Origin of the sequence: Rhizobium sp. NFR07, from assembly GCF_900111905.1 — a bacterium.
Taxonomy (GTDB): domain Bacteria; phylum Pseudomonadota; class Alphaproteobacteria; order Rhizobiales; family Rhizobiaceae; genus Neorhizobium.
Genome location: NZ_FOKM01000009.1, coordinates 16,475 through 35,781, shown reverse-complemented (window position 1 = coordinate 35,781; position 19,307 = coordinate 16,475). Strand labels below are relative to the sequence as shown.

General features: G+C 61.2%; 21 protein-coding genes. 8 read left to right on the top strand and 13 right to left on the bottom strand.

The genetic code is table 11. The features are described from left to right. Positions 1 to 20 precede the first annotated feature (20 nt). The 4 genes from BM216_RS19055 to BM216_RS19040 all read left to right on the top strand — a co-directional run bounded on the left by BM216_RS19055 (position 21) and on the right by BM216_RS19040 (position 3,093). The gene (locus BM216_RS19055; protein ID WP_093000998.1) at positions 21 to 917 is read left to right on the top strand and encodes a cytochrome c1; all 897 of its coding nucleotides are present in this window, start codon (positions 21 to 23) and stop codon (positions 915 to 917) included. 95 nt (positions 918 to 1,012) lie between these two features. Then, a complete protein-coding gene (locus BM216_RS19050; RefSeq protein ID WP_093000792.1) occupies positions 1,013 to 1,558 on the top strand; it encodes an adenine phosphoribosyltransferase in 546 nt (181 codons plus the stop codon). Positions 1,559 to 1,677: 119 nt separating this feature from the next. Next, a complete protein-coding gene (locus BM216_RS19045; protein ID WP_143102798.1) occupies positions 1,678 to 2,376 on the top strand; it encodes a hypothetical protein in 699 nt (232 codons plus the stop codon). 105 nt (positions 2,377 to 2,481) lie between these two features. After that, the gene (locus BM216_RS19040; protein WP_093000997.1) at positions 2,482 to 3,093 is read left to right on the top strand and encodes a LysE family translocator; all 612 of its coding nucleotides are present in this window, start codon (positions 2,482 to 2,484) and stop codon (positions 3,091 to 3,093) included. A 6-nt stretch (positions 3,094 to 3,099) separates the two neighbouring features. Here BM216_RS19040 and BM216_RS19035 read toward each other — a convergent pair whose 3' ends face one another. The 3 genes from BM216_RS19035 to ychF all read right to left on the bottom strand — a co-directional run bounded on the left by BM216_RS19035 (position 3,100) and on the right by ychF (position 5,194). Then, positions 3,100 to 3,567, bottom strand: coding sequence for a MaoC family dehydratase (locus BM216_RS19035; RefSeq protein WP_093000790.1), 468 nt, complete (start codon positions 3,565 to 3,567; stop codon positions 3,100 to 3,102). Then, the gene (locus BM216_RS19030) at positions 3,564 to 4,022 is read right to left on the bottom strand and encodes a MaoC family dehydratase (RefSeq protein WP_093000789.1); all 459 of its coding nucleotides are present in this window, start codon (positions 4,020 to 4,022) and stop codon (positions 3,564 to 3,566) included. Before BM216_RS19030 ends, BM216_RS19035 begins: the two co-directional genes overlap by 4 nt. 68 nt (positions 4,023 to 4,090) lie before the next feature. Next, positions 4,091 to 5,194, bottom strand: a complete 1,104-nt coding sequence (ychF, locus tag BM216_RS19025) for a redox-regulated ATPase YchF (protein ID WP_093000788.1) — start codon at positions 5,192 to 5,194, stop codon at positions 4,091 to 4,093. Positions 5,195 to 5,331: 137 nt separating this feature from the next. Here ychF and BM216_RS19020 point away from each other — a divergent pair, with 137 nt between their 5' ends. The 3 genes from BM216_RS19020 to clpS all read left to right on the top strand — a co-directional run bounded on the left by BM216_RS19020 (position 5,332) and on the right by clpS (position 6,402). After that, a complete protein-coding gene (locus BM216_RS19020) occupies positions 5,332 to 5,607 on the top strand; it encodes an AbrB/MazE/SpoVT family DNA-binding domain-containing protein (RefSeq protein ID WP_093000787.1) in 276 nt (91 codons plus the stop codon). Beyond that, positions 5,597 to 5,995: a type II toxin-antitoxin system VapC family toxin gene (locus tag BM216_RS19015; protein WP_093000786.1), complete on the top strand. Its 399-nt coding sequence runs from the start codon at positions 5,597 to 5,599 to the stop codon at positions 5,993 to 5,995. Before BM216_RS19020 ends, BM216_RS19015 begins: the two co-directional genes overlap by 11 nt. Positions 5,996 to 6,093: 98 nt before the next feature. Continuing rightward, positions 6,094 to 6,402 (top strand): ATP-dependent Clp protease adapter ClpS, encoded by a 309-nt coding sequence (gene clpS / locus BM216_RS19010; RefSeq protein ID WP_093000785.1) that lies wholly within the window; start codon positions 6,094 to 6,096, stop codon positions 6,400 to 6,402. Positions 6,403 to 6,406: 4 nt separating this feature from the next. Here clpS and pth read toward each other — a convergent pair whose 3' ends face one another. From pth to BM216_RS18990, 4 genes are all read right to left on the bottom strand, one after another. Then, entirely contained in the window at positions 6,407 to 7,129 is a 723-nt protein-coding gene (gene pth, locus BM216_RS19005) for an aminoacyl-tRNA hydrolase (RefSeq protein WP_093000784.1), read from the bottom strand. A gap of 67 nt (positions 7,130 to 7,196) precedes the next feature. After that, complete coding sequence (locus BM216_RS19000) at positions 7,197 to 7,946, bottom strand: substrate-binding periplasmic protein (RefSeq protein ID WP_093000783.1); 750 nt, start codon at positions 7,944 to 7,946, stop codon at positions 7,197 to 7,199. Positions 7,947 to 8,002: 56 nt separating this feature from the next. Next, positions 8,003 to 10,378 (bottom strand): putative bifunctional diguanylate cyclase/phosphodiesterase, encoded by a 2,376-nt coding sequence (locus tag BM216_RS18995; protein ID WP_093000782.1) that lies wholly within the window; start codon positions 10,376 to 10,378, stop codon positions 8,003 to 8,005. A gap of 210 nt (positions 10,379 to 10,588) precedes the next feature. Beyond that, on the bottom strand, positions 10,589 to 11,206 hold the full coding sequence (locus tag BM216_RS18990; RefSeq protein WP_093000781.1) for a 50S ribosomal protein L25/general stress protein Ctc: 618 nt from the start codon (positions 11,204 to 11,206) through the stop codon (positions 10,589 to 10,591). A gap of 355 nt (positions 11,207 to 11,561) precedes the next feature. On the opposite strand from BM216_RS18990, the gene BM216_RS18985 reads away from it, so the two are divergent. After that, positions 11,562 to 14,339, top strand: coding sequence for a bifunctional diguanylate cyclase/phosphodiesterase (locus BM216_RS18985; RefSeq protein ID WP_093000780.1), 2,778 nt, complete (start codon positions 11,562 to 11,564; stop codon positions 14,337 to 14,339). 23 nt (positions 14,340 to 14,362) lie between these two features. Here the strand turns inward: BM216_RS18985 and BM216_RS18980 are convergent, their stop codons facing one another. From BM216_RS18980 to pgeF, 6 genes are all read right to left on the bottom strand, one after another. Next, positions 14,363 to 14,620, bottom strand: a complete 258-nt coding sequence (locus BM216_RS18980) for a hypothetical protein (protein WP_093000996.1) — start codon at positions 14,618 to 14,620, stop codon at positions 14,363 to 14,365. Between the two features lie 109 nt (positions 14,621 to 14,729). Beyond that, complete coding sequence (locus BM216_RS18975; RefSeq protein WP_093000779.1) at positions 14,730 to 15,251, bottom strand: Kazal-type serine protease inhibitor family protein; 522 nt, start codon at positions 15,249 to 15,251, stop codon at positions 14,730 to 14,732. Positions 15,252 to 15,362: 111 nt separating this feature from the next. Further along, positions 15,363 to 16,295, bottom strand: coding sequence for a ribose-phosphate pyrophosphokinase (locus BM216_RS18970; RefSeq protein WP_093000778.1), 933 nt, complete (start codon positions 16,293 to 16,295; stop codon positions 15,363 to 15,365). Positions 16,296 to 16,432: 137 nt separating this feature from the next. Then, positions 16,433 to 17,188: a hypothetical protein gene (locus tag BM216_RS18965; protein WP_093000777.1), complete on the bottom strand. Its 756-nt coding sequence runs from the start codon at positions 17,186 to 17,188 to the stop codon at positions 16,433 to 16,435. A gap of 92 nt (positions 17,189 to 17,280) precedes the next feature. Beyond that, entirely contained in the window at positions 17,281 to 18,432 is a 1,152-nt protein-coding gene (locus tag BM216_RS18960) for a M24 family metallopeptidase (RefSeq protein ID WP_093000776.1), read from the bottom strand. A 1-nt stretch (position 18,433) separates the two neighbouring features. Beyond that, positions 18,434 to 19,231, bottom strand: a complete 798-nt coding sequence (pgeF, locus tag BM216_RS18955) for a peptidoglycan editing factor PgeF (RefSeq protein WP_093000775.1) — start codon at positions 19,229 to 19,231, stop codon at positions 18,434 to 18,436. Positions 19,232 to 19,307: the final 76 nt, after the last annotated feature.

Here is a 19,307-nt window from a genome sequence, read left to right as displayed (position 1 = left end):
CGGCGGAGAGGGACAAGATCATGAAAAAGCTTGCTACAAGCATCCTGTCGCTGGCGCTTCTCGCGGGCGTGGGTCTCGGCCTCGGTCTGACCCAGGTCCAGGCGCAGGAGAACCACGACGCTGCCGCCGGTGGCGAAGAACATGCCGAGGGCGGCACGCCGCACTATCCGATCCATCATCCCAAGAATGAGGACTGGAGCTTTGCCGGGCCGTTCGGCCACTACGACAAGCAGCAGCTGCAGCGCGGCCTGAAGGTCTATACGGAGGTCTGTGCCGCCTGTCATTCGATGCGGCTCGTATCTTTCCGCACGCTGGAGGACCTCGGTTATTCGGAAGCGCAGGTGAAAACCTTCGCGGCCAATTACCAGGTGCAGGACGGGCCGAACGACGAGGGCGAAATGTTCGAGCGCGCGGGCACGCCGTCCGACTATTTCCCGTCGCCCTATCCGAACCCGCAGGCCGCCGCCGCCGCCAACAACGGTGCGGCCCCGCCGGATATGTCCCTGCTTGCCAAGGCACGCGGTATCACCCGTGGCTTCCCGCAGTTCATCTTCGACATCTTCACCCAGTACCAGGAAGGCGGGCCGGACTATATCCACTCGCTGATCACCGGGTATCAGGAGCCGCCGGCCGGCGTCGAAGTGCCAGAGGGTGGTCACTACAACCCGTACTTCGCCAATGCCGCCTCGCTCGCCATGGCACCGCCGATCGCCGACGATCAGGTGACCTATGACGATGGCGCACCGCAGACGGTCGACCAGTATGCCAGGGACGTTTCCGCCTTCCTGATGTGGACCGCCGAGCCGCATCTTGAGGAGCGCAAGCGCACCGGCTTCATGGTCATGGTGTTCCTGGTGATCTTCACCGGCCTGATCTATCTGACGAAGAAGTCGGTCTACGCCAACAAGGGACATTGATCCCCCGTTGGCTCACAGGTAGAGAAGGCGGCTTCGGCCGCCTTTTTCATGCGCGCTTTCCAAGACGCCGCAACAGGACGACAGACAGGGTTTTCATGACGACCTCCACCAAAGACATTCTCGCCGCCGCCATCCGTTCGATCCCGGACTATCCCAAGCCCGGCATCATCTTTCGCGACATCACCACGCTGCTCGGCGACGCCGCTGCGTTCCGGCTGGCGGTGGACGAGCTGGTGAAGCCCTATGAAGGTCTTGGCGTCGACAAGATCGCGGGCATGGAAGCCCGTGGCTTTATTCTCGGCGGCGCGATGGCGCATCAGCTCTCGGCCGGTTTCGTGCCGATCCGCAAGAAGGGCAAGCTGCCGCACAAGACGGTCCGCATGGCCTATGCGCTAGAATACGGCACCGACGAGATGGAGATCCATGTCGATGCGGTGAAGCCGGGCGAGAAGGTGATCCTTTGTGACGACCTGATCGCCACCGGCGGCACTGCTGTCGGCGCCGTGCAGTTGCTGCGCCAGATCGGCGCGGAAGTCGTGTCCGCCTGCTTCGTCATCGACCTGCCGGATCTCGGCGGCCGTCAGAAACTCGAGGCGCTCGGCGTCGAAGTGCGCACGCTGGCGGAATTTTCGGGGCATTGATCAACGGCTTAGCCTACAGCTACAATTCATCGGATTATTGAAACCGATCAGAGCGGGGTATGGGCGGCATGATGTTGAAGAGATGGTGCACCTTGTTGGTATGCATGGGATTGGTCGCAATGACGCCCATGTCCCGCCAAGCAAGCGCTCAAACATCCACGCCGCTTCAATCCTCCGCCGAGCCAAGACTGCCCGAAACCTGTGCGGTCACCGTACCCAATTTTGTCGCCGGCGTCTGCCAGGGCCGCGGCGAGCTTAATACAATAACCCTGAATTTTCCGGGCATTTGCCAGCAATATGGCATGACGAAAGACATCGAGGCCGCTCTGAGAACATGCAATAGCGACCTCATCTTTGTGCAGATGTGGAAATACAAGCTCGGGCTGGAAAACCACTTTGAAAAGAGCTTCGCCGAATACGTCGAAAAGACCGTCGGAAATGAAATAGAAAGTGGAGGCGCGGGCGTCTCGCTGACTTCTTCATTCGAAGCGTTTCGGACTTCGGTCCTTGCATGCGGTTTGAAGGAAGACTGCCATCGCGCCCTGTTCGGAAAGTTGAACCAGCAGGCGAGGGCAACCCTCTCCAAGACCCCATACTTCTGCGATTACGATGCCAGCGTCACACAATTCGACGATGCGTCCTACAGGCATATGTTCTTCGATCAGCAGAATGAAGACGCTGTCATCTGGCCAATGTGCCGGGCCTATTATCGCAAGTATAAAGCTTGCGATGGCGAGACCGCAGATGGCGGGCTCTTCACCCTGAGCGATCGGTTCACCCGGCAATATGACTTCCATTTCAAGGCTATCCAGCCGTAAGGGCAGCATTTGGAAAGCCGTGAAATGCGCACACCTCCCCTATAATCACGGGATGGCGTGATAGACGCAGCTTGCTAGGCTTCCATCTTTCCGATGGGGGAATCGATGGATATCACTGCGCTTGCGACTTTTGCGGCCGCCTTCCTGTTCTTTGCCGCCAGCCCGGGACCCGACAACGTGACGATCGTTGCTCGTACGATCGCACAGGGTGCGGCGTCGGGGATCGCCTATGGCGCGGGGACCTGCACCGGCATCCTGCTGTTTCTCTGCCTTGCCGTTTTTGGTCTGTCGGTGGTGGCCAGCGAAATGGGTGCGGTGATGACCGTGCTGCGCTATGCCGGTGCGCTCTATCTCGTCTGGACCGGCATCCGGCTCTGGACCGCGAAACCCGTCGTTGCGGATCTCCATGCGAAGCCGAGGCGGGGTGTCTGGAGTTCCTATCTCGCAGGTGTCGTGCTCAATCTCGGCAATCCCAAGATGCCGCTATTCTATATCGCGCTGCTGCCGAATGTGGTCGGGACCAGGCTGACCGCAGCCGATGGTGCGACGTTGGCTGCCGTAATCCTTGTCGTGGAAGTTCTGGTCGTGGGCGGACATGTGATGCTGGCGACCCGGGCGCGGCGTGCGCTTCGCAGTCCGGCTGTTGTCCGGCGCGCCAACCGGGCGGCCGGAACGGTGATGATCGGGGCAGGGGCTGCGGTCGTGGCCGTCCGATAGGACGCTCTATTCGAATTCCAGCACGCTACCCTGGAAACGCAGAACCGTCTCGCCGTTCTGGTTGACGCCCTCGTTGGCGGATGTGTTGATGAAGGTGCCCGGCCGCGACATCAGCGCACGGCTCTCGGTAAGCGCCGTCGAGTAGGTGATCGTGTCGCCGCCATAAACGGGCTTTAGCCATTGCAGCTTCTTGAAGCCGGGCGAAGGGCCGAATTTCGGCGGGTCGATGCCCTCGGCGAGAAGCCGGGCACGTTCGCGATCGCGATAGGCGATATAGGTCTTCATCCAGCCGGCGCAGGTATGCCAGCCCGAGGCGCAGAGGGCGCCGAAGACATAGTTTTTCGCCAGCTCCGCGTCCGTATGAAACGGCTGCGGGTCGAACTTCTTCGCGAAGGCGATAATGTCCTCGGCGGTGAAGAGTAGCGAGCCGATGACGATCGTCTGGCCGGGCGGTGAGAGTTCTGCGAGCCTCATGCAGGGTTGCTCCCGTCGGTGCGGGTGCGGAACATGATCGGGTTCTCGCCGCGCATCGCCACCTCGCCATTCTGGTTCGTGACTTCGTGGAGGAACCTGACGAGGCCGATACCGGGACGCGACTGCAGACGCCTCGCCTCGATCACCGTCGAGCGGCCGGAGAGCCTGTCGCCGGCAAGAACCGGCCTTTTCCATTCCATGAAGTCGATGCCGGGAGAGCCTTCGGAGGTCGAATCCGCCAGCCAGCCGTCATACATCATGCGCATGAACACGCTCGCCGTGTGCCAGCCGGAGGCCGACAGTCCGCCGAGGATGCTGGTCCTGCCGGCTTCTTCGTCCAGATGCATCGGCTGCGGATCGAATTCGGAGGCGAAGGCGATGATCGCTTCGGCCGTGATGGTCTGCGAGGCAAGCGGCAGAACGCGGCCGGGCGTGAAATCCTCGAGGTAGAGCATGCGGCGCCTCGGCAGATCGGTCGGTGACCATGGCAGAGGTTAGTCTGCCATGGTCACCTGTCGAAGACTTAGGTGTTGAAGCGGAAGTGGATCACGTCGCCGTCGTGGACGACATATTCCTTGCCTTCGTCGCGGCCCTTGCCGGCTTCCTTGGCGCCGACTTCGCCCTTGTAGGCGATGTAGTCGTCAAAGCCGATGGTGAAGGCACGGATGAAGCCGCGTTCGAAATCGGTGTGGATGACGCCCGCGGCCTGCGGAGCCTTGGTGCCGCGCACGATCGTCCAGGCACGCGTTTCCTTCGGGCCGACGGTGAAATAGGTGATCAGGTCGAGCAGGTGGTAGCCGGCGCGGATCAGGCGGTCGAGACCGGCTTCTTCCAGACCGAGCGCGCCGAGGAATTCCTTGGCTTCTTCTTCCGGCAGCTGGGCCACTTCGGATTCGATCGCGGCCGAGATGATGACGCATTCCGCGCCCTGGCTCTTCGCCATTTCGGCGACGGCCTTCGTATGCTCGTTGCCGTCGACGGCATCGCCTTCGGCGACGTTGCAGACGTAGAGGACCGGATGCGAGGTCAGAAGGTTCAGGCCCTTGAGGATCTCGATATCTTCCGGCGACAGCGTCTGGAGGAGAAGGCGGGCGGGCTTGCCGTCCTGCAGCAGCTTGATCACCGCTTCCATGACCGGCAGCTGGGCGACCGATTCCTTGTCCTTGCCGGTGGCGCGCTTGCGGGTTTGCTCGACGCGGCGCTCCAGGCTTTCGAGGTCGGCGAGCATCAGCTCGGTCTCGATCGTCTCGGCATCGCCGACCGGGTTGATGCGGCCTTCGACATGGGTGATGTCATCGTCTTCGAAGCAGCGCAGGACATGGACTACGGCATCGACTTCGCGGATGTTGGCGAGGAACTTGTTGCCCAGGCCTTCACCCTTGGACGCGCCACGCACGAGGCCGGCGATGTCGACGAAGGAGATGCGGGTCGGGATGATTTCCTTGGAGCCCGCGATCGCTGCGAGCTGCTGCATGCGCGCATCCGGTACCGCCACTTCACCGGTATTCGGCTCGATCGTGCAGAACGGATAGTTCGCGGCCTGCGCGGCGGCGGTCTTGGTCAGCGCGTTGAAGAGAGTGGACTTGCCGACATTGGGCAGTCCGACGATACCGCATTTGAAGCCCATCGGGGATGAAACCTATCGCTTGAACTGATTTTGCAGTCGCTATGGGGGAAAGTGTCTTGCGGGTCAAGGCTTGCGCAACAGCCGGCTCTTGCAGGTAAGGTAAATGTGCCTTACTTCTGTCGTAAGGAGACATTCCGATGACCATTCTGACATTGACGAGCAAGGCGCAAGTGACGCTCAAGAAGGAGCTGCAAAGGCATCTCAACGTCGGGCCGGGCGATCAGATCGAGGTTGTGGCGCTGCCCAACGGCAAGCTGGAGATTTCCGCCGCAAAGCCGAGCCAGGAAGGTGGGCTTGAGGCATTCTTCGGCAGTTTCAAGAATACGCATAACGTTCATCTGACGCTTGATGAAATCCAGGATTCGATCGAAGCCGGCTGGTCAAAAGGGATGCGTTTGGACGATGATCGTTGACACGAACGTGCTTTTGCGCGCCTGGGCGGGAGACGACGCCGTTCAATCGCCGAAGGCGCGCGCAGCGATGGCAGATGCTGCGAGCATTTTCATTGCCAATACGACATTGTGTGAGTTCGTCTGGGTTGCTCGACAGAATTACAGGGAAGCACGTTCTGATTTGGCGAATTCGATCCGCCTGCTCGTAAGCGATCCCAGAGCTGTCGTTGACCGTGCAGCCGTCGAAGCCGGCCTTGCTTTCCTCAATGCCGGGGGCGATTTCGCCGATGGGGTGATCGAGTTTCAGGGGCGGCGGCTCGGCGGAGAGACCTTTGTCACCTTCGACAAAAAGGCGGCGGCGGTTGTCGCCTCGCAAGGCCGGCGGAGCCTCGTTCTTGATGCCGACTGAACGAGATCTTTCGGCTACGCCTTGAAATCTCGCTATTGTGATGCGAAATAAATGTTAATCGAATGCCCTAAACAGGGCCCCATCAGGAGGTTGCGCTGATGGCCGACGATACCGTTATAGATCCCAAGACAAAATCGAAGCCCAAGCTGGAGCGCCCCAAGCTCTACAAGGTCATTCTGCTGAACGACGACTATACGCCGCGCGAATTCGTCATCATGGTCCTCAAGGCCGTGTTCCGCATGAGCGAGGAAACCGGGCTGAGGGTGATGATGACCGCGCATCGCCTCGGCTCCTGCGTCGTGGTGGTCTGTGCCAGGGACATTGCCGAGACGAAGGCGAAGGAAGCGACCGACCTCGGCAAGGAGGCGGGTTTCCCGCTGATGTTCACCACGGAGCCGGAAGAGTAGGCGCTTATTCCTTGTTGCCGAACATCTTCTTCAGCATATCCGCCATAGGGCCTGTCGTCGGCAGGCTGGGCTTTGTCCCGCCACGGGCCTGATGGATGTGAGACTTGCCGGCCGGTCTCGCTGCTGCCGCAGGCTTGGCAGGCTTTTCCGCTTCGGGCTTTCCGCCCACCGCCAGCGTCAGCTTGTTCATCAGCTGGGAATCCTCACCCTTGACCAGCATCTCGGCATTGTCGGCGATGGCATCCATCAGCGGCTCCAGCCAGACGCGATCGCTCTTGGCGAAATCACCCAGAACATGGTTGTGAACCTGTTCCTTCGAACCCGGATGACCGATGCCGATGCGCAGGCGGCGATATTCCTTGCCGCAATGGGCGTCGAGCGACTTGATGCCGTTATGGCCGCCATGGCCGCCGCCGGTCTTGATGCGGGTCCTGCCGGGCACGAGATCGAGCTCGTCATAGATGGCGATGATGTTGGCCGGCTCCAGCTTGTAGAAGCGCATGGCTTCGCCGACGGATTCGCCCGACAGGTTCATGAAGGTCTGAGGCTTCATCAGCAACACCTTTTCGCCGCCGATCTCGCCTTCGGAAATCTCCGCCTTGAACTTCTTCGACCATGGGGAAAAGCTCGCGCGACGCTGGATGGCGTCGACGGCCATGAAGCCGACATTGTGGCGATTGCCCGCGTATTTCGCTCCGGGATTACCCAGGCCGGCAATGATCAGCATCGAAGATCTCCGTTCGCTATTACCGGTTCACCACCGCGAAACAGAGGTCGTGTCAACCGTTTTTCGCTTACCGCGCCCACCAGCGTAGTGGCCTGACACCATATTGTTCGAGGATCGCGTCCTGCCGCTTGTCGCGTATAAGCGTGTCCAAGCCGTCCTGCATCCGCTCGATCATCTGGTCCGGCATGTCCCTGTTGCAGGCGATGCCGAGCTGCTGTTCGGAAAACAGGATGACCTTCTCGAGCGGCTTGCCATCCTCCCGAAGCTTTTCGAAGGCGCTTTCCGACATCGGCATCATGTCTATGCGCTGTTCCAGAAGCTTGTTCAGGGTGAACGCGAAGTCGGCGCTGAGATCGACCGTCGGAAAGCCGCGCTCGCGCAGGAGGCTTTCGGTGTAATCGGCGCGATGGGTACCTATCGTATAGCGCTTTGCCTCGTCCATGGTTTCTGCACGTACTGCGGACTGGGCGTTCCGCACGAGGAAATTACGATCTACGTTGAGCGGGGTAACCCATTTGAACTTCTGCTCGCGTTCGGGGGTGCGGGCCGCGGCGAAGACACAGTGCATCGGCTGGGTCTCGGCCAGTGCAATGGCGCGGGCCCAGGGCATGATTTCCATGGTGAAAGGAATGCTGGCATTGCGCATCATCGCCCCGACCTGTTCGATGCCGGCGCCACGATAGGTGCCATCCGGCTCGCGATAGGTGAGGGGCGGGTAGGCTTCGGTGGTGAATGTCACCGCATGCTGCGCAAAGGCGTGTGATGCCAGCATCGATGCCAGGCCCAGCGCTCCTATCAGCAATGTCTTCTTCTTCATCGCATGCCTCGGACGGTGTTTGTGTGAGGGCCTGCCAAATGGTGGTTCAAGGCATATCAGCTTGCGAGGGACGCTTCATCCGGCCGTGAAGACAGGTTGGCCAGGAGGTCCTTGATGCCCTGGGGCTTGGCGAAATAATAGCCCTGGGCGCAGTCGACGCCCATCTGCATCAATTGCAATTGTTGCTGACGCGTCTCGACGCCTTCGGCAACGACGGCGCAGTTCATCTTGTGCGAGATGGTGGTGATGCCCTCGATCAACATCCGGCTCTTGCGCTCCACATCCGGCTCCCGGCCGATCAGCGACTGCACGAAAGACTGGTCGATCTTCACGATGTCGACGGGGAAGCGGTTGAGGTAACTGAGCGAGGAATAGCCGGTGCCGAAATCGTCCAGCGCGATGCGGCAGCCGAAGGAATGGATCTCGTCGAGGATGCGCCGGATTTCAGGGTCGTCGTGCATCAGCACGGCCTCGGTGATCTCGACCACCAGGCGCGATGGCCTGATGCCGTGGCGTGCGAGAAGCGAGGCCAGACGGGTCGGCAGCCCCGCCTGGAACTGGCGCGGCGAAAAGTTCACCGCAACATAGGCCTCCGACAGGCCCGGAAGGCGGGATGTCCGGGCAAGATTTGCCAGTGCGTCCTCAAGGATCAGATTGCCGATCTCTATGATGCTGCTGATCTCTTCTGCCACGCTGACCAGCGGACCGGGCGACATAAGACCCTTACGCGGATGGCGCATGCGCATGAGCGCTTCGAAACCCATTGTTCGGCCGGTGGTGATTTCCACGATCGGCTGGAAATGCGCCTCGAACCAGTTGCCCGCGATACCGAACTCGATGTCGCTCTCGATCTCGGCACGCTCGCGCGTGCGGTCGAGGATGGCCGCGTTATAGACCTGCGTGCCGTTCTTGCCGTCGCGTTTTCGGGCATACATGGCAAGGTCGGATTTCTGCAGAAGTTCCGCTGCGCTCGACGCATGCTGGGGATAGAAGGCGACGCCGACGCTGGCGCTGAGCCTCACGGTCGCACCGGCAAGGTGGAACGGTACCTCGAGCATGTCCACGATCTTCCGGCAGAGCGCCTCGCTCCTTGCCTCGACATCGTCGCCTGCGAGCAGGATCGCAAATTCATCGCCTCCGAGACGCGATGCACGGTCGTCCTCGTGCAGCATTGGCTGAAGGCGGGCCACGAATTCGCAAAGAACGGTGTCGCCCGCAGCATGGCCATGATTGTCGTTGATGGACTTGAAGCGATCGAGATCGACGAAAAGGCAGGCGAGCTTGGTTCGCTGACGGTCGGCATCGACGATCTTGAGGTCGAGCGCGCCTTCAAAGCCCTGTCTGTTCAGGAGGCCGGTCAGATGGTCCGAGATCGCCTGCTGGCGATTGCGCAGTTCGGATTGCTTCAACTGCGTGACGTCGGTCATGACGCTCAGGGAGCCCGTCAGATGGCCACTGACGCCCGCAAGCTCCGCTTCCGCAATCAGCACATCCATGACGCTGCCGTCGCCGCGCAGGAAGCGCACGGTGATCTCCAGTGGTGAGCTTTCGGCATCACCGCCCGGGCGACGTCCTTCGAAGGTGGCTCGATCCGCCGGGCAAAGCAGTTCGGAGAATGGACGGCCGATCACTTCTTCCCGGCAATAGCCGCTGGCAAGCAGCCAGTAGTCGCTGACCGCGGCGATCGTGTCGCTGGTCGTCAGCGAGAAGAGCATGGCGGGCGTGAGATTGTAGATCTCGACCGATTGTTCATGTGCCCGCTTCAGCTCGCGTTCCTCACGCTCCAGCAGGGCCTGCATTTCGTTGTAGCTCTTGGCCAGCCTTCCCATCTCGTCATTGGAGCGCCAGTCGACGTGATGGCGCGAGCCGAGCCGGCGGGTTGCCTCGATCGCGGCGGTCAGTCGCATCAGCGGCTTGATGACCATCATCCTGTTGCCGAAGACGGCGGCACCGAACACGGTGAGGATGGCGATGATGAAGATGGAGATGAAAGCGAATTCGATCTGGTGAAGGGCGGAAAACCAGCTCGGCTGGGGCACCCATACGGTCAGCGTTCCCACCTCGCGAATGCCCTGGACGGATTTGTAGAGCACCGGCCGGGTGCGGGCATCGAAGCCGTAGAAATTGTTCGGATTGCCGTCTCCTTCGAAGACGCTCAGCTTGCCGGTCGTATCGCGGATGTCGACGGCATGGATCATCGGATCGGCCACGAGCATCAGGGCGACCTGCCCGATGCTGTCGACGTCGAGATCCCAGAGGGGCTTGCCGAGCGCCTGCGAATTGCTCGTCAGTACGACATCGACATGTTCGGTCAGGCTTTGGGATGCCTGCTGGGAAGACAATGTCAGGAAAAGCGTAAAAAGGGGTGCAACGACGACAAGAAGCGCGCCAGAAATCAGCGCAATGAAACGACTCTCAACGGAATGAGTCATTCGTTTTCCCCGCAATTCGCCTAGATGCGATCAAAGTATTTCCCCAAAATAGAGGGGCATACTTCCATCGAAAGCTTTAAACTTCCCTCATGGGGTTAAGCAAATACATCGTTAAGGGCTGCGCCCGGCGGCGTATGCGGTGTCCCGAAAACAAGAAAGCCCGCCCCCGAAAGGGGCGGGCTCTGCAAATCGCGGATGCTGCTGAAGATCTTATTCTTCAGTCGAAGCTTCTGCTGCGGTTTCCTCCTCGTCGGCAATGCCTGCTGCCGGCGCAACGATCGTTGCGATCGTGAAGTCGCGGTCGGTGATGACCGGGCGAACACCCTTCGGCAGCTTGACAGCCGAAATGTGCAGGCTGTCGCCGATCTTGGCGCCGTCGAGGTCAACGGTCAGGAATTCCGGAATGGCGTTGGCCGGGCAGTGAAGCTCGACCGTATGACGGACGATGTTCAGGACGCCGCCCTGCTTGATCGCGGACTTGTCTTCGTTGACGAAGTGGACCGGTACTTCGACGTTGACTTCCGTCTTGGCGGAAACGCGCAGGAAGTCGACATGCATGGTGAAGTCGCGGACCGGATCAAGCTGGTAGTCCTTCGGCAGGACGCTGATCTTCTTGCCATCGAGTTCGATGGATGCAACCGTCGTCATGAAACCGCCAGCGTGGATACGCTTGGTGACCTCATTGGTGTTGAGGACGATCGACAGAGGAGCCTGCTTGTCACCGTAGATGACTGCAGGAATGAAACCGTTGCGGCGAAGTTCACGGGAGGACCCCTTACCGACCCGTTCGCGCGCCTCGGCCTTGAGCACGTAAGTTTCCTGGCTCATGGCATTTCCTTTCGAGGTTGTTTGGAGAGTTCTGCCGGCATCTGCCGGTTCGAACCGGAGGGCATCTCACGACGCTCTCCATCCGCATTGCCTCCAAGGGTGTCTGTGCGGACGCGGTCCCTATAATACAAGGGCCGGAGTGAGGCAAGGGCTCAGTCAAGCTGACTGACGCTCGGATCCGCGCAGCCTTTCGGTGCGGCGTCTTCAAGGGCTTACTCTGGGTAGGCTGTCCTTGCGGGACTATTAAGCACGTTTTGCCGTGAAGGTCTAAAAAAGCGTGGGCTCAATAAGTCATATGGAGTTTGTTAAAGACGCAGCCCCTTAAAAAAGGATCAAGTTTCGGGGGTAAGTTCTTATGTATGGTGTGTTCACCTGCCTGGCCTATGAGCATGATCTGGCACTGGTGGTGGTGGCAGGGATACTCTGTTTCCTTGCAAATCTGGCTACGGTCGCGTTCATCGGACGGGCGAAGCAGGCGCGTCGGGGCGCGCGGCTGATCTGGGCTGCGGTCGCCGGCGGGGCCGGCGGCTTCGGCATCTGGTCGACGCATTTCGTCGCCATGCTCGCTTATGATCCCGGCCTGTCGTTCCGCTTCAACCTGACGCTCACCCTCGCGTCGCTTGCGCTGGCATTCATTTCGACCTTCGTTGCCGCCTTCCTGATGGTCGCGGCACCGACGCGGCCCGGCGCGATTGCTGCCGGCATGGTATTCGGCGCCGGCGTGTCGTGCATGCATTTCACCGGTATGTCGGCCATCGAGTTCGGCGGCGCGATCGCCTGGTCCCGGCCGCTGGTCATCGTCGCCATTGCCGCTGCCGTGATCATGGCGCCCGCCGCGTTCCTGATCGCCCTTGGAAAGGGTGCGAAAACCGTGGTCCAGGCTGCGGCTGCGCTGTCGCTTGCGATCGTCGGCATGCATTTCATCGCAATGGGGGCCGTCGAGCTCGTTCCGGATCTTTCCGAGACGATCGAGATCGGCGCGATCTCCAAGCCTCTCATGCTGTCGACGATCATCGTCGTCTCTCTTTCCCTCCTCGGTTCGGGTGCTGCCGCCGCCATCATATCGAGCCAGGCTGCCCGGTCATCGAGGGCCACCGAGCGCAATTTCCAGCTCCTCGTGCGCGGCGTGACGGACTATGCCATCTACATGCTCGACCCGAACGGCATCGTCACCAACTGGAACGCGGGCGCCGAGCGGGCCAAGGGCTATACCGCCAAGGAAATCGTCGGGCAAAATTTCGCGCGCTTCTATAATGCCGAGGATCAGGCAGCAGGCATGCCCGCGAATGCGCTGAAGACCGCACGCGAGACGGGCCGTTTCGATGCCGAGGGCAAGCGCTACCGCAAGGACGGCAGTTGGTTCTGGGCGCATGTGGTTATCCAGCCGGTTCGCGACGAGGAGGGCATTCTTGTCGGCTACGCCAAGATCACGCGCGATATCACGCGGCAGAAGGAAGACAGCGACAGCATTGCCGCCATCACGCAGAACCTGGATCTGGCGCTGGAAAACATGAGCCAGGGCATCTGCCTGTTCGACCGTGACGAGAAGCTGATCCTGTCCAATGGCCGCTATCGGGACATGTTCAGTTTTCCGGAAGGCTTCGTGGTGCCCGGCCGCAGCTATTGGGACATCGTCCGCAAGGGCTTCGAGATGTCCTATCCCGATCCCAAGGATGCCGGCGTGCGCGCCCGCGCCCATTATGAACGCTACATGGCGGCGATGAAGGCGGGACCGCAGAGCCTGCTGCATCGTACGTATGGCGGCCACACGATCCGCACCGCGCTCAACGAGCTTCCCGGCGGCGGATGGGTCGCGACCTTCGAAGACATCACCGAACAGGTCCGCTCCGAGGAGCAGATCGCTTTCATGGCAAGGCATGACAGCCTCACGCAACTGCCCAATCGTGCGGCTTTCATGAGCTACCTGGAAGGTGAAGTCCTGCATGCCGGGCACAGTGGTGACCAGCTTGCCGTCGTCGGCATCGATCTCAACAAGTTCAAGCAGATCAACGACCAGCTCGGTCACGCCGTCGGCGACGAAGTGCTGAAGGAAATGGCGCGGCGCATGCTGCTGCTGATGGGCCCGAACGATATGTTCGCCCGCTTCGGCGGTGACGAATTCGTGGCCGCCATGCGCTACAGCGACATTGCGGACGTTCAGGCGTTCCTGGAGCGCATGGCGGCTGAATTCAACCGTCCGATGGATGTCGAAGGTCACCGACTGGTGCCGGGCGCCAGCATGGGCGTGGCGCTCTATCCGAACGACGGCAATTCGCCGGAGGCGCTGATCGCCAATGCCGACCTTGCCATGTACCGCGCCAAGGGGTCGCTTTCCCGCGAAGTGTGCTTCTACGACGTGGAGATGGACGAGGCTGCACGCGACCGCACCAAGATGGCAAAGGACCTCTGGGCAGCCGCCGAAGCCAAGCAGTTCCACCTGCATTACCAGGTGCAGAAGTCGATCTCGACAGGTGAGATCACCGGATACGAAGTGCTGCTGCGCTGGCGGCACCCGGAGCGCGGTCAGGTTTCGCCGGTCGATTTCATCGGAGTGGCGGAAGAATGCGGCGCCATCCTGCCGATCGGCGAGTGGGTGCTGCGCGAAGCCTGCCGCGAGGCTGCGACCTGGCCTGTCGGGCATAAGGTCGCCGTGAACCTTTCACCGGTGCAGATCGCCCATGCGGACATGCCGTCGATCGTCCACTCGGTGCTCCTGGAAACCGGACTGAAGCCGAGCCGGCTTGAACTCGAGATCACCGAAAGCTCGATCTTCGCCGACAAGCAGCGTGCGCTCCATGCGCTCAGGGCGATCAAGGCGCTCGGCGTGTCGATCGCGATCGACGATTTCGGCACAGGCTATTCGTCGCTGGAGACGCTCCAGTCGTTCCCGTTCGACAAGATCAAGCTCGACCGCAGCTTCCTCGCCGATGTCGAGCGCAGCGAGGAGGCCAAGGCGATGGTCCGTGCGATCCTTGCTCTGGGGCAGGGGCTTCGGATACCGGTTCTTGCCGAGGGCGTTGAAACCCGCGACCAGCTTACGATCCTTCGGGACGAAGGCTGCCATGAGGCGCAGGGTTATCTTCTCGGGCGGCCGATGCCGATCGGCGATCAGCTCGTGATCGCTGCCGCCTGAAACGGCAGCCGCTACCGAACCGTCTAGCGCCGGGCCTCTCCGCCCGGTGCATAATAGGACTTCTGCTCGAAGCGGAATTTGAACCCGCAGTCGCCGCAGCGGATCATGTATTTGCGCGGATCGGTCGATGCGAATTCGGTGTGAAAGCCCTTGGGCAGCTCATCGATGCGGAAGTCACGGTTGCCGGCGCGTTTGTCGTCCGTTTCCGAAACCTCGGCAAAGCCGGTGTGGCCGCACTGGGAGCATTCGAGTTTTCGGGAATAGCGGTCGCGTGAGGCCATGCGGGGCTCCTTGAATCTGCGATCTACATAGTCAACGCTTTTGCCGAATGCAAAATGCCGGGACAGCGATCCCGGCATTTTGTTTTGCGTCATACAGCGATTTCTTCGATCAGCTGCGGCGGCACTCGCCGGAGGAAATCACGCCGAAACCGGCATTGCGGGCTTCGCACGCATTCGGGAAGGTCTGGGTGCGCCCGCGGTTCTGGCCGCAGACGGGGCGATATTCGCGGGTGCAGAAGCCCTGTTCCGGGCGATCAGGCCTGTTCGGTCTTCCGGGGCGGTCCCAATCCGGCCGGTCCGGACGTCCCGGGCGATCCCATTCGGGTCTATCCGGCCTGTCGGGGCGGCCCGGAGGCGGGTAGCCGCCGGGACCGCGGCATTCGCCGGAGCTGACGACACGGAAGCCGCGCGCACCGGCCTGGCAGGAATTGCCGAAAGTCTCGAACCGGCCACCGCGTTCACCGCAGACCGGACGATAGTCCATCGTGCACATCTGCGGTCCGGGCTGAGGGCGCGGCGGTGGATAATAGCCGCCCGGGCCGGACGGCGGACCGCCTTCGACGCAGGCCGAAAGCATCGGCAACAGAACGAGAAGCGGCAGCTTGTTGCGCTGGCTTGTAATTGAAAACATGGCGAATCCTCCCCGGTTGATCACGGTGACCCTAAAGCATCGGGCCGGAAATCGAAAACGACTTCCGGCCCGGTGCACTAATGGGGAACTTTGGCGGAATTGGCCAGCCGGTCAGTCGAACAGGCTGGAGACCGAGGATTCCATCGCCGTGCGGTTGATCGCTTCGCCCAGAAGGTTCGCAGTCGAGATGACGCGAATATTGTGAGCTGACTGAACCGCGGTCGTCGGCTGGATCGAGTCGGTGATGACCAGTTCTTTCAGCTTCGACGAGGAGATGCGGGTCACCGCGCCGCCCGACAGGACGCCATGGGTGATGTAGGCGGTAACGCTGGTGGCGCCGTTCTTCAACAGGGCCTCGGCGGCGTTGCAGAGCGTGCCGCCCGAGTCGACGATGTCGTCGATCAGGAGACAGTCCTTGCCGGTCACGTCGCCGATGACGTTCATGACCTCGGATTCACCGGCGCGTTCGCGGCGCTTGTCGACGATCGCGAGCTGGCAGCCCAGACGCTTGGCCAGTGAGCGGGCACGAACCACGCCGCCGACGTCCGGCGAGACGACCATGACGTTTTCGAGTTCGTAGTTTTCCTTCACGTCACGCGCCAGGATCGGCACGGCGTAGAGGTTGTCCGTCGGAATGTCGAAGAAGCCCTGGATCTGGTCGGCATGCAGGTCGAGCGTCATGACGCGGTTGGCGCCTGCCTCGGTGATCAGATTGGCGACGAGCTTGGCCGAAATCGGCGTGCGCGGCCCGGCCTTGCGGTCCTGCCTTGCGTAGCCGAAATAGGGAAGAACTGCGGTGATGCGTCTGGCCGAAGCGCGTCTGAACGCGTCGGTCATGATCAGCAGTTCCATCAGGTGATCGTTGGTCGGGAAGGACGTCGACTGGATGACAAAAATGTCTTCCCCGCGCACGTTCTCCTGGATTTCAACGAAGATCTCCTGGTCTGCAAATCGCCTGACACTGGCTTTTCCGACTGGAACATTGAGATAACTGCAGATCGCGTCGGCCAAGTGCCGGTTCGAGTTGCCTGCGAAAACCTTCATTGCGGTCCGCCTGTTTTGAAGCTGGATGGGCGCCTTTTACCGCCGCAGGTTTCGAATGCAATAGCCATTTCCCACCTGCCCACGTTTTTTATGAACGATCTGTGACTTGCGATGCATATTTGGCAGCCGGAGATGCTTCACCCGGCCTGCGTCTGGCGCCATGCGAGATAGCCGCGGATCGTCTTCGTGGCGATCTGCTGCATGAGGGATGGCGGTACGGCCGCCCATGGATCGGATCCTTGCGCGGGCAGGGTTTCCTGGCCCTGCATGCGGTGGAGGCGGGCGCCGGCATTGTCGAGAACATCCCACACATAGACGATGGTGACCTTGCTGCCATCGGCAAAGGCGGAGAAATAGCCCTTTAGGATCTGCTCGGTACTGCTGTCGCTCGACGGGCGGATGGTCAGGCCGCCTGCGCGGGCCTCTGCGCCCAATTGTCGCGAGAGAGGCGTGACGGCCTGAACGGGGGCGCCGATGATGGGGAGGAAGCGGATCGTGCCGCCGCCTCCGGACGGAGGCTGGGCCGCCACCTGGGGTTCCGCGGAAGCAATCGTCTCATCCGCAGGCGAGCGTATCGGCTCGTTCTCGTTGCCCTGCCAGTCGGGTGGCGGGCCTGACGATGATGGCGACACCGCGTTGCCGTCATCGAGTGCCCGGGCCTGTGCCTCCAGCGTATTCTGCGGCCGCCTGGCATAACCGCCCGAAGACGGCTGGGTCGTACGGGGAGCGTAGGTGCCGGCCATTCGGTCGGTGTCGTCTTGGGTGACGGGTGTGGATGAGCGTGTCGTGCCCCCGCCAACATCCACCTGAGGCGTCAGCGCATCGGGCGTGGTGCAGGAGGCAAGTCCGACGATCAGCAGCGCGGCGATGTGAAATCTTCCGAAACGCCGCACGAATCCGTCTCCTGACCAGCTTGCCCCGGCCGGGAGCTTAGAGGTCGCCTTCAATGGGAGTCAATCGCGACGCCCGAGGTGGTGACGGGTTGTCAGCATACGATGAGGTCGAGGCCGTGGCGCGAGAGGGGCTCCGGTGCCTCGCCTGTCGTGAGGTATGTGTGGCCGAGCGTCATCGCGGTATTCGTCTCGGAATCCATGATGATCATGTGCACGAACAGGGTCATGTCGGGCAGGATTTCCTGCTGGTTGCCGACGTGGAACATCTGGTGCTCCATCCAGGATGGCGAGAAGCGGGCGCCGAGCGAATAGCCGCAGGCATTCAGCCGGTGACGGGAGAGGCCGCGCTCGTCGAGAATGCGCGCATGGGTATCGAAGACGTCGCCAAAGACATGGCCCGGTCGCAATACCTCTTCGATCGCCTGAATCGTCTCAAGGGACGCCTTGTAGAGCTCGCGATGGCGAAAGCTCGGTTCGCCGATGATGACGGTGCGCATCATCGCGGCATGATAATGCGCGGAAACGCCTGCCCATTCGAGTGTCAGCTGGTCATTGGCATCGAGCTTGCGGCGGCCGGCCTTGTAACGGCAGAGGAGCGCGTCGTCTCCGGAGCCGATGATGAATTCGTTTGCGGGATAGTCGCCGCCGCCGGCTAGGATCGTACCCTGCATCGCAGCCAGGATATCGGCCTCGTCGGCGCCCGGCTTGATCAGCGGAAGAGCGGCGTCGAGCGCATCGTCCGCGAGTTCGGCGGCGCGGCGCGCATGGGCGACCTCGGCCGGGCTCTTTACGAGGCGCAGGCCGCTTACGATGTAGGATGCATCGCTCAGCTGACCGAAGGTGGCGAGCTGGTGATCGAGCAGGCGGGCGATGCGGCCGGTCATGCCATGCGTATCGTATTCGATTCCGATCTTGGCGCCGAGCAGGTCCATCTCGCTCAAAAGGTTCTTGAGGTCGAGCGTCGGGTCGGCGTTAAGCCGGTCCACCCAGATACTGATATTCTCGATGATGGAGGTCTGGCGCGCCTGGCGAAGGTCCGCCGAGCGGGTCAGGAGCGTCATCGACCCGTCCGCCTTTACGATCAGGGTCTGAAAGAAGCAGTAGCCGAACGTGTCATAGCCGGTCAGCCAGTACATGCTTTCCTGGGCAAACAGCAGCACGGCATCGAGCTTCTGCTCCTGCATCGCGGCCAGCAGGCGGTTCATGCGGACGGCATATTCTTCGCGTTCGAAGTGCAGGGCCATGTCAATCCTCCCGGATCGCGATTGCGGAAATCTGGCGGCCGTAATCCGGCTCTTTTGCATGGGTGGTGCGCCGATAGGAGAAGAACCTGTCGGGATCGGAATAGGTGTCGAGGCCGAGATTGGCGGCATTGATGCCGGCATCGGTCAGGCGCTTGATCGTCAGGGATGGCAGGTCGAACATCGCATGACCGGGCTTTTCCGAAGGCCGGAAGAAGATCGCGTAGCCCGGATCGACCATCTTGAAGTTTTCGACAAATTCGGGGCCGACCTCGTAGCTCTTCGGTCCGATCGACGGGCCGAGCACCGCGGTGATCTTCGAGCGGTCGGCGCCGAGCGTCACCATTGCCTCGATCGTGTTCTCCAGCACGCCATGGAGAGCGCCCTTCCAACCGGCATGGGCAGCGCCAATGACACCGTTTTCGGCATCGGCAAACAGGACGGGACCGCAATCGGCCGACAGGACGCCGAGCGCCACGCCAGGAACTGTCGTGACCATCGCATCTGCCTTCGGGCGCTCGCCGCCGGCGCTCCTGGCGTCTACGACAACGACGTCAGGAGAGTGGATCTGATGGACGGTGTTGAGCCTGTCAGTGCCAAGGCTGAACCATGCAGCGACGCGCGAGCGGTTCTCCGTCACCTTTTCCCGGTCGTCATCGGAGCCGACACCGACATTCAGCCCGGCATAGATGCCTTCGGAGACGCCGCCTTGGCGGGTGAAGAAGCCGTGCCGGATACGGGGCGACGCCCGCTCGTTCAGCAAATCGCTCTCAATCGGCTGTGGCAGGCCAAGTCCCGGCATCGGCGTTCATCCCATTGAAATTATTTCGCAATGTACGCGAATGCTTCGGTTTCTTGTGATGGAGATTGGCGCAAGA